11 protein-coding genes are annotated in these 12,883 nt (G+C 58.2%); 8 read left to right on the top strand and 3 right to left on the bottom strand.

Annotation, left to right across the window (positions count from 1 at the left end):
• From Q1J79_RS01800 to Q1J79_RS01780, 5 genes are all read left to right on the top strand, one after another.
• Window positions 1-1,040: polyhydroxyalkanoate depolymerase (locus Q1J79_RS01800; protein ID WP_300295664.1), on the top strand; the 1,040-nt coding region annotated here is incomplete at its 5' end.
• A gap of 320 nt (window positions 1,041-1,360) precedes the next feature.
• Window positions 1,361-2,815, top strand: a complete 1,455-nt coding sequence (locus Q1J79_RS01795; RefSeq protein ID WP_300295661.1) for an N-6 DNA methylase — start codon at window positions 1,361-1,363, stop codon at window positions 2,813-2,815.
• Window positions 2,812-3,999, top strand: a complete 1,188-nt coding sequence (locus Q1J79_RS01790; protein WP_300295658.1) for a restriction endonuclease subunit S — start codon at window positions 2,812-2,814, stop codon at window positions 3,997-3,999. Before Q1J79_RS01795 ends, Q1J79_RS01790 begins: the two co-directional genes overlap by 4 nt.
• 5 nt (window positions 4,000-4,004) lie before the next feature.
• The gene (hsdR, locus tag Q1J79_RS01785) at window positions 4,005-6,350 is read left to right on the top strand and encodes an EcoAI/FtnUII family type I restriction enzme subunit R (protein ID WP_300295656.1); all 2,346 of its coding nucleotides are present in this window, start codon (window positions 4,005-4,007) and stop codon (window positions 6,348-6,350) included.
• Window positions 6,351-6,465: 115 nt separating this feature from the next.
• Window positions 6,466-7,017 (top strand): hypothetical protein, encoded by a 552-nt coding sequence (locus Q1J79_RS01780; RefSeq protein ID WP_300295654.1) that lies wholly within the window; start codon window positions 6,466-6,468, stop codon window positions 7,015-7,017.
• A 37-nt stretch (window positions 7,018-7,054) separates the two neighbouring features.
• On the opposite strand, the gene Q1J79_RS01775 is transcribed toward Q1J79_RS01780, so the two are convergent.
• The 3 genes from Q1J79_RS01775 to Q1J79_RS01765 all read right to left on the bottom strand — a co-directional run bounded on the left by Q1J79_RS01775 (window position 7,055) and on the right by Q1J79_RS01765 (window position 8,908).
• Window positions 7,055-7,573 (bottom strand): HXXEE domain-containing protein, encoded by a 519-nt coding sequence (locus tag Q1J79_RS01775; protein WP_300295652.1) that lies wholly within the window; start codon window positions 7,571-7,573, stop codon window positions 7,055-7,057.
• A gap of 295 nt (window positions 7,574-7,868) precedes the next feature.
• On the bottom strand, window positions 7,869-8,684 hold the full coding sequence (locus Q1J79_RS01770) for a hypothetical protein (protein ID WP_300295649.1): 816 nt from the start codon (window positions 8,682-8,684) through the stop codon (window positions 7,869-7,871).
• 2 nt (window positions 8,685-8,686) lie between these two features.
• Window positions 8,687-8,908 carry a hypothetical protein gene (locus Q1J79_RS01765; protein WP_300295645.1) on the bottom strand — a complete coding sequence of 74 codons (222 nt, stop codon included), beginning with the start codon at window positions 8,906-8,908 and terminating at the stop codon, window positions 8,687-8,689.
• Window positions 8,909-9,172: 264 nt separating this feature from the next.
• Between Q1J79_RS01765 and Q1J79_RS01760 the strand changes: the two genes are divergently transcribed.
• From Q1J79_RS01760 to Q1J79_RS01750, 3 genes are all read left to right on the top strand, one after another.
• Window positions 9,173-9,550 carry a hypothetical protein gene (locus Q1J79_RS01760; protein ID WP_300295644.1) on the top strand — a complete coding sequence of 126 codons (378 nt, stop codon included), beginning with the start codon at window positions 9,173-9,175 and terminating at the stop codon, window positions 9,548-9,550.
• A 195-nt stretch (window positions 9,551-9,745) separates the two neighbouring features.
• Window positions 9,746-11,428: an SIR2 family protein gene (locus Q1J79_RS01755; RefSeq protein WP_300295642.1), complete on the top strand. Its 1,683-nt coding sequence runs from the start codon at window positions 9,746-9,748 to the stop codon at window positions 11,426-11,428.
• Window positions 11,425-12,849 carry a hypothetical protein gene (locus tag Q1J79_RS01750; protein WP_300295641.1) on the top strand — a complete coding sequence of 475 codons (1,425 nt, stop codon included), beginning with the start codon at window positions 11,425-11,427 and terminating at the stop codon, window positions 12,847-12,849. Before Q1J79_RS01755 ends, Q1J79_RS01750 begins: the two co-directional genes overlap by 4 nt.
• Window positions 12,850-12,883: the final 34 nt, after the last annotated feature.

The raw sequence follows: 12,883 nt of genomic DNA, 5'->3' as shown, positions 1-12,883 counted from the left end.
CGCCCTATGGCATCACCAGCGTGAAGGTGGGCAATGCCGAGGTGGCGGTGACCGAGGAGCCGGCCCATGTCACGCCGTTCGGCACCCTGCTGCGGTTCCGGAAGGACATCGCCACCGAGCAGCCGCGCGTCCTCGTCGTGGCGCCGTTGTCGGGCCATTTCGCCACGCTTCTGCGCGACACGGTGGCGACGCTTTTGCCCGACCATGATGTCTATATCACCGACTGGCATAACGCGCGCGACGTGCCGCTCGACGCCGGGCGGTTTGGCTTCGAGGACTATGTCGATCACCTGATCGAATTCCTGAACGCGATCGGCCCCGGCGGCCATATCGTGGCGGTGTGCCAGCCCTGCGTGCAGGCGCTGGTGGCCGTGGCGGTGATGGCGGAGCAGGGCCACAAGGCGCAGCCGCGCTCGATGACCCTGATGGCCGGCCCGATCGACACCCGCATCAACCCGACCAAGGTGAACGACCTGGCGATGGAGAATGCCATCGACTGGTTCGAGCGCAAGCTGATCTCCACCGTGCCGCCGGGCCTGCCCGGCGCCGGCCGCCGCGTCTATCCCGGCTTCGTGCAGCTCACGGCTTTCATGAGCATGAACATGGACCGCCATGTGAAGGCCCATGTCGACCTGTTCCAGCATCTGTGGACCGGCGACCTGGAGCAGGCCGGCAAGACCAAGGACTTCTACGACGAATATTTCGCCGTGCTCGACCTGACGGCGGAATTCTATCTCGAGACCGTGCAATGGGTGTTCCAGGAGCACCGGCTGGCCAAGGGTGAGCTCCTGTATCGCGGCAAGCCCGTCAATCCCGGCCTGATCAAGCGCACGGCTTTGCTCACCGTGGAGGGCGAGCGCGACGACATCTGCGCCATCGGCCAGACCATGGCGGCGCATGATTTGTGCACGGGCCTGCGGCCCTATCGCAAGCGCCACCATATGCAGGCCGGCGTGGGCCATTACGGCGTGTTCAGCGGCAAACGCTGGAACAACCAGATCTATCCGATCCTGCGCAACACCATCCTGGCCAGCGAATAAGGCGGCGCGGATTGGCCTAAGGGACTGATCTGCCTTGATCGATTTGGGCCAACGCGCGCTTAAGCCCGGCCAATGGGCTGCCGAGCGCCGGCCAAACCTCGCCAATTATCGACAATAATCGACAATTATTGCCAATGATCGCCAATTCCGGCCAATCGTCGCCAGAACGGGCGGCTATGGCGCGGCGGCAAAGGTCAAATGCCGAATACCAAAGTATGCACAATGGATAAGAGCGAAAGAGAACAAATAGAGAATATTGCACAAGGCGCCCGAGGTCAAGTAAAAGGGTCGGTCTTTCAAAAAGTGGTCAGGATTTCCGCGTGTTCGAACAGGCCTTCAGGAATATCGACGATGTCCTCCGCAAGGAGGCCGGCTGCACCACCGAACTGGATTACACCGAACAGACCTCCTGGCTGCTGTTCCTGAAATACCTCGATGCCCTGGAGCAGGAGCGGCATACGGTCGCCCGGATGGAGGGCAAGCCCTACAAGTTCATCCTCGATAAACGTTATCGCTGGGAAAGCTGGGCGGCGCCGAAGGATAAAGCCGGCAAGCTCGATCACAATACGGCGCGTTCCGGCGACGACCTGATCGAGTTCGTCAACGACGATTTGTTTCCCTACCTGCGCGGCTTCCGCCAGAAGGCCAGTGGACCGAACACCATCGAATACAAGATCGGCGAAATCTTCGCCGAGATCAAAAACCGCATCACCAGCGGCTATACCCTGCGCGAGATCATTGACCAGCTCGATGGCTTGCGCTTCGGTTCGCAGGCCGAAAAGCACGAACTCTCCGATCTCTATGAATCGCGCATCCGCAAGATGGGCAATGCCGGGCGCAACGGCGGCGAATACTACACGCCGCGCCCGCTCATTCGCGCCATGATCAAGGTGATCGACCCCAAGATCGGCGAGCGCGTCTATGATGGTGCCTGCGGCTCGGCCGGCTTTTTATGCGAGGCCTTCGAATACCTGAACGCCAAGGCGGCCAAGACCAAAGACAAGAAAATCCTGCAGGAGCAAACCTTCTTCGGCAAGGAGAAGAAGTCGCTCGCCTATGTGATCGGCATCATGAACATGATCCTGCATGGCATCGAAGCGCCGCATATCCTGCATACCAATACGCTGGCCGAGAACCTGGGCGATATCCAGGCCAAGGACCAGGTCGATGTGATCCTCGCCAACCCGCCTTTCGGTGGGAAAGGAGAGCGCGAGGAAATCCAGCAGAATTTCCCGATCCGCACCGGCGAGACGGCTTATCTGTTCCTGCAGCATTTTATCAAGATGCTGAAGCCCGGCGGCCGCGCCGCCGTGGTGATCAAGAACACGTTTCTCTCCAACACCGATAACGCCTCGATCAAGCTGCGTGAAGAGCTGCTGACCAGTTGCAACCTGCACACCGTGCTGGATTGCCCTAGTGGTACCTTCCAGGGCGCGGGTGTGAAGACCGTGGTGTTGTTTTTTGAAAAGGGCACGAAAACGCGGAAAATCTGGTACTACCAACTCGATCCGGGCAGGAGCTTGGGTAAGATCAATCCGTTGAACGATGCTGATATCGCGGAATTCGTCGAGTTGCAGAGGGCTTTCGCGGAGTCGCCGAAAAGCTGGGGCATCAATGCGGCTTCCATTGATCCGGAGGTGTTCGACCTCTCGATGCGGAATCCGAGTGAGAGAGCGGCCCCCAGGAATCGCGGCGCCCGCGATATCCTTGATGAGGTCAATGCATTGGATGTTGAAAGCGCCAAGGTACTCGAGACCATCCGGGGGTTGCTGTGAAGGCTGGCTGGCAAGTAAGGCCTCTTGGGGAAATTCTGGAAAAAACGGAGACGGTCAATCCCCTGCAGTCTCCAGAGGAAGAGTTCGATTATATCGATGTATCTAGCATTTCGAATCGAAATTTCCGGATTGAGGCAGTCCAGCGACTACAAGGCAAGAATGCGCCAAGTCGGGCGCGCCGGTTGGTGCGGACCAATGATATCTTGTTTGCCACAATTCGTCCGACTCTACAGCGCATTGCAATTGTTCCTGTCGAGTTAAATAAGCAGGTTTGCAGCACGGGGTACGTTATTCTGCGGCCAAAGCCTGAGTTAAATTATAGATTTCTTTTCTACTATCTCTTTACCGAAGAATTTATGGGTCAAATGGAGAGCCTGCAGAAAGGTGCTAGCTATCCAGCGGTTACGGATGGTGAAATCTACTCTCAACCAATTGCATATCCTCCTCTTTCAGAACAGCAGCGGATTGCCAGAACTCTTGATAAGGCGCTTGGTGAGGTTTCCACAGTTAAGAGCAATACGGAAAAGAATATACAGAATGCGATTGATCTGTTTGATCAGTATTTGCAGGAGGTATTTGCTCGCCGCGGCGACGATTGGGACGAGAAGAGATTGAGTGAAGTCTCCGTGGATTTCGGGCGTGGAAAATCCAAACATCGCCCGCGCAACGATCCGGCCCTTTATGGCGGCAAATACCCATTCATACAAACTGGTGATGTCCGAAATTCGGACCACTTAATCACGACATTCAGTCAAACATATAACGATCTTGGGCTCGCTCAGAGTAAGCTTTGGCCCAAAGGAACGCTCTGCATAACGATTGCGGCAAATATCGCCGAGACCGGAATATTGGGTTTTGAAGCCTGCTTTCCGGATAGCGTGATTGGGGTGGTGGTAGATGCAAAGCAGACCAGCACAAAATATCTGGAGTATTTGCTCCAAAGTTTCAAAGTACACCTGCAGGCTCAGGGGAAAGGCAGTGCGCAGGCAAATATTAATTTAGCAACATTTGAAGGACAAAGGTTTCCATTCCCCAGCTTGAAAGTGCAGTCGGAAATTGTAGCGACACTCGACTCCCTGCGTGAAAATATTCGTCATCTTGAATCCTTGTACCAGCGCAAGCTCGCCGCCCTCGACGAGTTGAAGAAATCCTTGCTGCGCCAAGCCTTCAGCGGCAATCTCTGATCTGCATGAACGAAGCCGAAACCCGCGCCGAGCATATCGATCCTGCCTTGGCCGCTTCCGGCTGGGGCGTGGTGGCGGGCAGCCGCATCCGCCGTGAATACCCCATTGTGCCGGGCCGGCTGGAAGGCCAGGGCCGGCGCGGCAAGAGCCTGACCGCCGATTACCTGCTGATCTATCGCAACACCACGCTGGCGGTGATCGAGGCCAAGGCCTGGGCCGAGCCGCTGACGCTGGGCGTGGCGCAGGCCAAGAATTATGCCGACAAGCTGGCGGTGCGTTTCGCCTATTCGACCAATGGCCAGGGCGTCTATGGCATCGATATGCGGGTGGGCCATGAAGGTGAGTTACCGCGTTTCCCCACGCCGGATGAACTCTGGGCGCAGACCTTCAGCATTGCCAATGCCTGGCGCGACCGTTTCGCCGCCGTGCCGTTTGAGGATCGCGGTGGCTATTTCGAAGGCCGGTATTACCAGGATACGGCAGTCGAACGTGTGCTACAGGCCATCGCGGATCACCGCGACCGCATCCTGCTGACATTGGCCACCGGGACCGGCAAGACCTTCATCGCCTTCCAGATCGCCTGGAAACTGTTCCATAGTCGCTGGAACTTGAAGGACTGGCACGAGGACAGCACGCCATCGCGCCGGCCGCGCATCCTGTTCCTGGCCGACCGCAACATCCTGGCCAATCAGGCCTTCAATGCCTTCTCGGCGTTTCCCGAGGATGCCCTGGTGCGCATCAGGCCCGACGAGATCGCCAAAAAGGGCCGCGTGCCCACCAATGGCAGCATCTTCTTCACCATCTTCCAGACCTTCATGAGCGGCCCGCCGAATGAAGCCGGCGAACCCTCGCCCTATTTCGGCGACTACCCGCCGGACTTTTTCGATGTCATCGTCATCGACGAATGCCATCGCGGCGGCGCCAATGACGAAAGCAGCTGGCGCGCCATTCTGGAGTATTTTTCGCCGGCCGTGCAGCTCGGCCTCACCGCCACGCCGAAGCGCAAGGATAACGTCGATACTTATGCCTATTTCGGCGAGCCGGTCTTCACCTATTCGCTGAAGGCCGGCATCAACGATGGCTTCCTGACGCCGTTTCGCGTCAAGCAGATCGCCACCACTTTGGACGATTACGTCTTCACGCCGGGCGATACGCTGGTGCAGGGCGAAGTCGAGGCCGGGCGGCGTTATACCGAAGGCGAGTTCAACAAGATCATTGAGATCCACGAACGCGAGGCCCATCGCGTCAAACTGTTCATGCAACAGATTGACCAGCGCGAAAAGACCCTGGTGTTCTGCGCCAGCCAGGAGCATGCCCTGCTGGTGCGTGACCTGATCAACCAGATCAAATCCAGCCCCGATCCGAATTACTGCCATCGCGTCACTGCTGATGACGGCGCCCTGGGCGATATGCATCTGAACGCTTTTCGCGACAACGAAAAGACCATCCCCACCATCCTGACTACATCGCAGAAGCTTTCCACCGGCGTGGATGCGCGCAATATCCGCAATATCGTGCTGCTGCGGCCGATCAATTCGATGATCGAGTTCAAGCAGATCATCGGGCGCGGCACGCGGCTGTTTGACGGCAAGGATTATTTCACCATCTACGATTTCGTGCGCGCCCATCACCATTTCAGTGATCCGGAATGGGATGGCGAGCCGCTGGCGCCCGAGCCGGTGACGCCGCGCCCGCCGCATGGCGGTGGTTTTGATGACCCACCTGCGCCGCCGCTCGAGCCGCCAGTCCCGCGCCAGAAGATCAAGGTGAAACTGGCCGATGGCCGGGCGCGCAGCATCCAGTCGATGATGGCGACCTCGTTCTGGCATCCCGACGGCACGCCGATGTCGGCGCAGCAATTCATGGAAATGCTGTTCGGCAAGCTGCCGGATTTCTTTCATGACGAAGAGGAGTTGCGCGCGCTCTGGAGCGATCCGGAAACCCGGCGCAAGTTGCTGGAAGGTTTGGCCGAGGCCGGTTTCGGCCGCGAACAGCTGGCCGAGATGCAAAAGATCATCGATGCGCAGAACAGCGACCTGTTCGACGTGTTGGCCCATGTCGCCTATGCCATGCCGCCGCAGACCCGCGAACAGCGCGCGGTCCGGGCCAGGGCGATGATCGCCACGCAGTTCACGCCCAAGCAGCAGGCCTTCCTCGATTTCGTGTTGTCGCATTACGTCGACGATGGCGTGGAGGAACTGGATGCCGAGAAGCTGACGCCGCTGCTGCGCCTGAAATATCGCGATTCGATTGCCGATGCGGTGGCCGATCTGGGCCGGCCGGAAGAGATCGGCCGGGCTTTCACCGGTTTCCAGAAATACCTGTACCAGGAGACGCCCGACGGCGTCTGATCCGGCAGGCTGGGTTCAGGGCAAACTGCCGCCATATCCAATTCTCAACCTGCCGCCGGCGGGGCAAACCGGGCATAGCTGGGGCCGATACAACAACCCCGTCCGCCGAGGGCCCATGCTGCTGGCTGCCAATCCGGTGCTGCAGGCGGCGCGCGATTACTGGCGCGCCCTGCCCAAGCCGGTCAACATCCCCGATATCCGCCTGATCGACGCGGCGACGCTGCCGCGCGTCATCCTGCCGCATATCATCATCGCCGAGATCACCCATGCCAATTTCGACCTCGGGCGGCTGCGGCTCTGCGGCCACGAGATCGCCCGCTGGTTCCGCGAAATGCCCGAGGGCATGGATGCGCAAGCCTTCGCCAGCCTGACCGAGCCGGCCTATGCCCGCCACATGCGCGCGCTGCTGGCCGAGCTGATCCAGCGGCGCAAGCCGGTCTATTGCAAAAGCGTCTATACCCTGGCCCCGCTGGAACCCGGCGGACCGGACAACGTGGTCACCGCCGAGCGGCTGGCCCTGCCGCTGGCCGATGGCGCCACGGCGGTGGAATGCCTGATCATCGTCGAGACGCTCACCGCCAGCGACAGCCGCGCCGGCCCGCTCCGCCTGCTGCCGCCCGAACCCGGCGTGACGGTGACGCATGGGCCATTCGAGGTGGCGGGCTAGCGCGGAAGTTTCCGGGTATCCGGGCTTTGGTCGGCGCTCAGGCGAAGGGCAGCCTGAAATTCCACAGGCCGCTCCAGATCACGAACAGCATCAGGCCGGCGCCGATGGCAAAGGCGCCGAGAACGCCGCGCAGGCCCAGCCGTCCGCTGCGCAGGGCCAGTACTCCCGCCCAGATCGCGACCGGATAATAGAGCAGCGAGGCCGATACCAGGCCGGGCGAATAGCTGTCGGCATAAACCGTCGTGACGACGTGGAAGATGAAGTTCCAGAACAGGTTGCCGCTCGCCCAGCTGAGGAAGGCAAAGGCGGCCAGCGCCGACCGGCTGCGGCTGGCCCACAGCGACAGCGACAGCAGGATCGCCATGAACAGGCTGTTGTTGAGCCAGAAGCCCTGGTTGTCCATGTCCGCATGCATGTGCTGGCTCATCCAGCTCGGAAAGCCGGCGAAGAACTCCTCGGGGATATGCGCGGCATAAGCCAGCGGCAGGGCCCAGAGGAACCGCTCGAAGCGCATCAGGTTCGGGTGGCGCGCGGCGACAGAGACGGCAGCGTTCATGGGGTGGTCATTCATGTCTTGCGAGGGAAGTTTGGTGGAGCCGAGGGGAATCGAACCCCTGACCTCCTCATTGCGAACGGGGACGCTGCCCAACTGTGGTTCAGCCTGTTCCAGTGTGTTCCACCAATAAATCCAACTCGTTACTGCTGAACTGATTGCCGGGAATCATTTTACTGTGGCGGGTGAACAGCCCGCAAGTGGCAAGTTGTTGTGGCACAGGTGTGGCAAGGGAGGGGCCGGCTGGCCCCTCCCTCTCATCTCAAGAGTTATTATACACTGTCCACTCAAACTCTGGTCATTTGCGACGTAGACCCATCTCGAACCGAAGCCCGAACCGACCACGAGATCGCATCGATTCATATGATTGGATCAATCGAGATAGAATCTCCGGCGTGTATTGACCCCAGCCACTGACTGAGAGGTCAATGTCCGATTTGTAGGTCAGGGCACGCATTGCTTCATGACGAAGCCGGCGAGACTTTAGTGGAACCACGCAGATCGCACGATAGGTAGTGAACAGCTTGCATAGCTCTTCACGCATCTCATTGCGGGTCACGTCTGGATGCCAAACTAGGCCATGAGCGTGGAGTTTACCTGTCTCATCGACCTGAAGTTCGATCTCAAGTTCCATCGCCCAAACAGTGAGTGGGAACTTCCGACGCCACATGTTTCGTATGGCCGTCTTCGCTCGATCTGCAATATGCCGGAAGTCAAGGCCAACCGGCATGCAACCGATGTTCACAGTAACCCATGAGACGTCGTCGTATGACAATGCACCCTGCGATACCGTGTTCAGCATCCGCCATACACGCTCCGCTTCCTTTCGTGCCAATCGGCGCGAGCAGGCAGGGCAAAGCGGATGCTTGCATTGGCGGCGATACGGTCGGTCGTAAGCACCCGCCCGACGCCATGTGCTGATCTCGCATCGCTTCATGCGATCCACGGCCCTTCGAACCGCAGGGGGAATCGGGTAATGCCGAAGCAGATTCAGGATCACTGGACGGGAACGCTCACGACGACAGTGCTCAAGTCCTTCCACAAGTTCTTCGACTGATGGAGGTATGATGGGCACGGGCGGCTTCGAGAAGAAGTCATCGGCGTTGAATGTCATGGCTAGACCCTCCCCATGATGGCGGCGCGGCGGGCCCGATAACCGGCCAGCTTGCGCTCGAAGGCGAGTTGTTCTTCCGTCGGCGGATCGTTGGGCGCATTAGACGGTGCCGCGACGGCCTTTCGGTACTCGTCAAGGAGACTGGCCGCACTGGTCTGGTGGTTGGCCGTCGGTGTTGGCTCTCGGCGCACTCTGGCAGCGCCACGCTCATTGTCTTCAGTCATATCGACCTCTGATGGTTCGCATTACCCGTGGGTGCCGGTGTTGCGTCCGGTACCCGACGCAGCAGGGATCAACCTGCCGATGGGCATGTATGCCGCTCGCCGCTTCGCGACCAATCGAGGGGTCAGGCGCCTCGGATCGTACCGAGTATGTGCTGGAAATCGTCTTGATGTATCCAGAAGCGGATATGGCCGGGCACACGCTGCAAACCTACATCTGCAGCATGGCGACCAATCTTGGTTCGCCAGTTTTCAGTGAGAGTGATCATGAGAACTACGACTTACGCCCGTTTCTTCCGCTCGCTTCAGACCGCAACGGAGACGGCCTACATCGTGGGAGATGCCCCGGCACAGTGCATCATAGGCGGCAAGATGTTTCGGGTCGCGGATTCGACGCTGCTTGCGAACTACACGCAGCCGTACGAGACATACGGCGATGCATGGCTCGATGAAGACCTGTACCGGTCAGTGAATGGTCGGCTGTTCCTGCGCCTTGTGGGAGGTCCGGAGTCGATTCACCGGATCGGCGGCGCCGGCGGCGGTCAGTTGCTGCCGCTGGATACGGCAGATGCTAAGCGATGGCTTGAGTTTCGTGGTCTAATCGCCGAGTACGTCGCGATCTTTGGGGAGCCGGAGGCAGCATAACCCTGTATGCTTTATCGAGTTGCGCTCGCCTATTCGACGTGTGCTGATCGAAGAGGGTGCATCACCGAGCAATGTCGTCGTGCCACACGTGCGAAGAATTTGTCATTCAAACTGCGCGTGTGGCATATTTCTTAAATGGCAGGTGAGTCGGGTGTTGCCGAAGTCGACGCAGACGACTTCGCGCGAAGATACTCTATGCGTGCTGCGAACATCATGTGGCTGCTGGGCGCGGGCGCTTCGGCAGCCGCAGGTGTTCCGACGGCTGGCGAGATGATCTGGGAGTTCAAGCAACAACTGTTCTTGAGTCAGCGCAAGGTGTCAGCCAAATCTGTTGCCGATCTCTCCAATCCTTACGTACGCGCCCAACTTCAGTCGTTCGTTGATTCTGCCGGGAATCTTCCAGCGCCCGATACCTCCACCGAATATGCCGATCTCTTCGAAGCCGTGTGGCCAAACGAGGGGGACCGCCGGACATATCTCGATGGGAAGCTAAAGGGAGCGAAGCCGTCGTACGGCCATATTGCACTCGCGACCCTAATGAAGGCGGGATTGTGCAAAATTGTCTGGACAACGAATTTTGACGCCTTGGTTGCCGACGCATGTGCCAAAGTCTTCGACAGCACCAGTGCTCTGACCAGCATTCATCTTGAGGGGCAGAGCGGAATAGACGAAATATTCCGCAGCGAACGTTGGCCGATGGAGGTCAAATTACACGGTGACTTCCGCTCACGGCGACTAAAAAATACTGGAGACGAACTCCGCCAGCAAGACGCCAAGCTCGGACAGGTGCTGCAAGACACTTGCCTACGGTCCGGACTGGTTGTTGTGGGCTACAGTGGACGCGACGACTCGGTCATGGACACGCTAGTGGCCGCCGCGAAGCAGAATGGGGCGTTTCCGAGTGGACTGTTCTGGCTTCATAGAGGGGACAGTCAGCCATTGCCACGTGTCACAGACCTAATCGCAACAGCCGCTGCCAATGGGATTGATGCGGCTGTGGTTCGGATCGATAATTTCGAAGAAGTGATGCGAGACCTGATTCGCCTCACCGCAGGTCTCGACACTACTATCCTCGATGCATTTGCTTCAGAGCGTAAGCGTGTATCCGCCGTACCGATCCCGAGCGGCACAAAGGGCTACCCAGTGGTCCGATTGAACGCGCTTCCGGTGCAAACGATTCCGACTCATTGCCGGCGTGTACAGTGCAAAATAAATGGATACGCGGAGGTCAGAGCCGCAGTGGAAGCCGCTGGCACCAATATCTTGGTGACGCGAGTCAAGGCTGGGGTTCTGGCATATGGATCGGATGCAGATGTACGAAAGACGTTCGAGCCGTTCGGCATATCCGAATTTGATCTTCACCCAATTGAACCGCATCGGATGCGGTTTGATTCCGGTGAACGTGGTTTGCTTCGAGAAGCCGTCTCGCGAGCCCTCGCACGCACGCTGAAACTGCGATTGGTACATCGCCGTCACACCGATCTCTTGTTCCCTGCCGACGCCAATGATGCGCTGTGGTCCGATCTGAAGTCTCTCGTGAAGCAGTTGTCCGGCGTGGTGTCAGGGCATCCGGAGCTTCGATGGTTTGAGGGAATTGGGGTTCGTCTTGATTGGGCGGGTGACCGGCTTTGGCTGACGGTCGAACCGAGAACCGTATTTGAGGGTGCAACACCAGAGAACAAGGCTGCAGCAACGGACTTTGCCAGAGAGCGGACGGTTCGGCGATACAACAAGCAACTTAATGATCTCATCGCCTACTGGGCTGGTGTCCTCTCCAACGGCGGGGAGGAATTGCGAGCCTTGAATATCGGGGCCGGGATTGACGCCGTATTCAAACTGGGCGGTGACACGGCTTTTTCGAGAAGGATTCGCTCGTGACAAGTGAGATCGCTCCACACCTTTGGTTCCCTGAACCAAAGCTGCTGTTCCATGCGGATCGCGTGTCAGACACGGACATCCATCCCCTACGAGGCCTGTCGAGATTCGGACCGTATTCATCAGGTTTGATCCCAGACCCGATCCGAGTTGCGACAATTGCTCCGGAGGAAGATGCACCGAAGCTCTACGCTTTCATGAAGGAACTAAACGAGGAACATGAACCCTCCGAGCGTAAGGAATACGTTCCGAAGTGGCGTGGATTCAATACCGTCTTCAACGTCCACATGCGTGGTGCGGATAAGACTTGCCATATCAAGCTCGACAAATCCCTTCAGGCAGAATTTGATAAATCTAATACGCCTCACGTAGTTCTGGCAGACCGTATTCTTCGTGCAATTCAAGTTCTCGAAGCACATCGAAACGAGTTCGATGTGGTCTTCATTTACATTCCGGCGCGATGGAAGCGTGGGTACGTGGGTGGACCGGAAGACGATTTTGATCTCCATGATCATATTAAAGCTGTTACGGCTGCGCGTGGCATTCCGGTGCAGCTTGTCCGAGAAGACAAGGCTATCGCCTACAATGACCGCGCCAGTGTCATGTGGAGAATCGGTCTTGCGCTATACACGAAGGCCGGTGGCGTTCCGTGGAAGCTGGCGGACACAGACCCGGAAACGGCTTATGTGGGTATTTCCTACGCCGTTCGACCGGTCGTATCTGACCGGCCTAGATTCGTGACCTGTTGCAGTCAAGTGTTCGATGCAGAGGGATCGGGTCTGGAGTTCGTGGCTTACGACGCGCACGATGTTGAAGTGCAACGACAAAACCCATTTCTCTCGCGCACAGAAATGTTCCGAGTGATGACAAGGTCGTTGGACTTGTATCGGCGGCGACATGCGGGCCGCACTCCACGGCGGGTAATTGTCCATAAAACGACCGAGTTCAAGGCAGAAGAGATTGACGGCTGTATGGAGGCGCTACACCTGTGCGAGTCGGTCGACCTGATTCAGGTTGTGGAGGACGTTAGCTGGCGCGGCGTAAAGATCGAGCAAGCGAGAGGTGATGGACAGCGTGGTAGCCCGGCGGCTTATCCCGTGCAACGAGGGACGGCCCTGAGCCTTGGGCCAAGAGAAAGCCTGCTTTGGATTCATGGTGAAGTAGGGGGAGTTGCAGATCGTGCGCCATACTTTCAAGGCAAGCGCAGCACGCCTCGTCCGATAAAACTCGTTAGACATGCGGGTCACGGGCCATGGGACGATAGTGTCCGTTCGGCGCTTGCCTTGTCGAAAATGAATTGGAACAACGACGCGCTTTATGATCCCCTGCCTGTCACAATGGGCTATGCGAAGGTTCTTGCGCGAGTAATCAAGCGCATCAATGGTCTGGGACGTACGCCGTATCAGTTCAGGTTCTTTATGTAACCACTTCTGAAGCTAGTTCTAGACTGGAGCGCAC

The sequence above is a fragment of the Ferrovibrio sp. genome, assembly GCF_029255545.1.
Classification (GTDB): Bacteria; Pseudomonadota; Alphaproteobacteria; order Ferrovibrionales; family Ferrovibrionaceae; genus Ferrovibrio.
The sequence above is the reverse complement of the archived record's forward strand: the minus strand, read 5'-3'. Positions and strand labels throughout refer to the sequence as shown.

Coding starts and splice junctions, on each gene's coding strand:
- Q1J79_RS01765 (WP_300295645.1), bottom strand. CDS start 8,908: ATGACTGAAGACAATGAGCGTGGCGCTGCCAGAGTGCGCCGAGAGCCA.
- Q1J79_RS01770 (WP_300295649.1), bottom strand. CDS start 8,684: ATGACATTCAACGCCGATGACTTCTTCTCGAAGCCGCCCGTGCCCATC.
- Q1J79_RS01760 (WP_300295644.1), top strand. CDS start 9,173: ATGAGAACTACGACTTACGCCCGTTTCTTCCGCTCGCTTCAGACCGCA.
- Q1J79_RS01755 (WP_300295642.1), top strand. CDS start 9,746: ATGCGTGCTGCGAACATCATGTGGCTGCTGGGCGCGGGCGCTTCGGCA.
- hsdR (WP_300295656.1), top strand. CDS start 4,005: ATGAACGAAGCCGAAACCCGCGCCGAGCATATCGATCCTGCCTTGGCC.
- Q1J79_RS01775 (WP_300295652.1), bottom strand. CDS start 7,573: ATGAACGCTGCCGTCTCTGTCGCCGCGCGCCACCCGAACCTGATGCGC.
- Q1J79_RS01780 (WP_300295654.1), top strand. CDS start 6,466: ATGCTGCTGGCTGCCAATCCGGTGCTGCAGGCGGCGCGCGATTACTGG.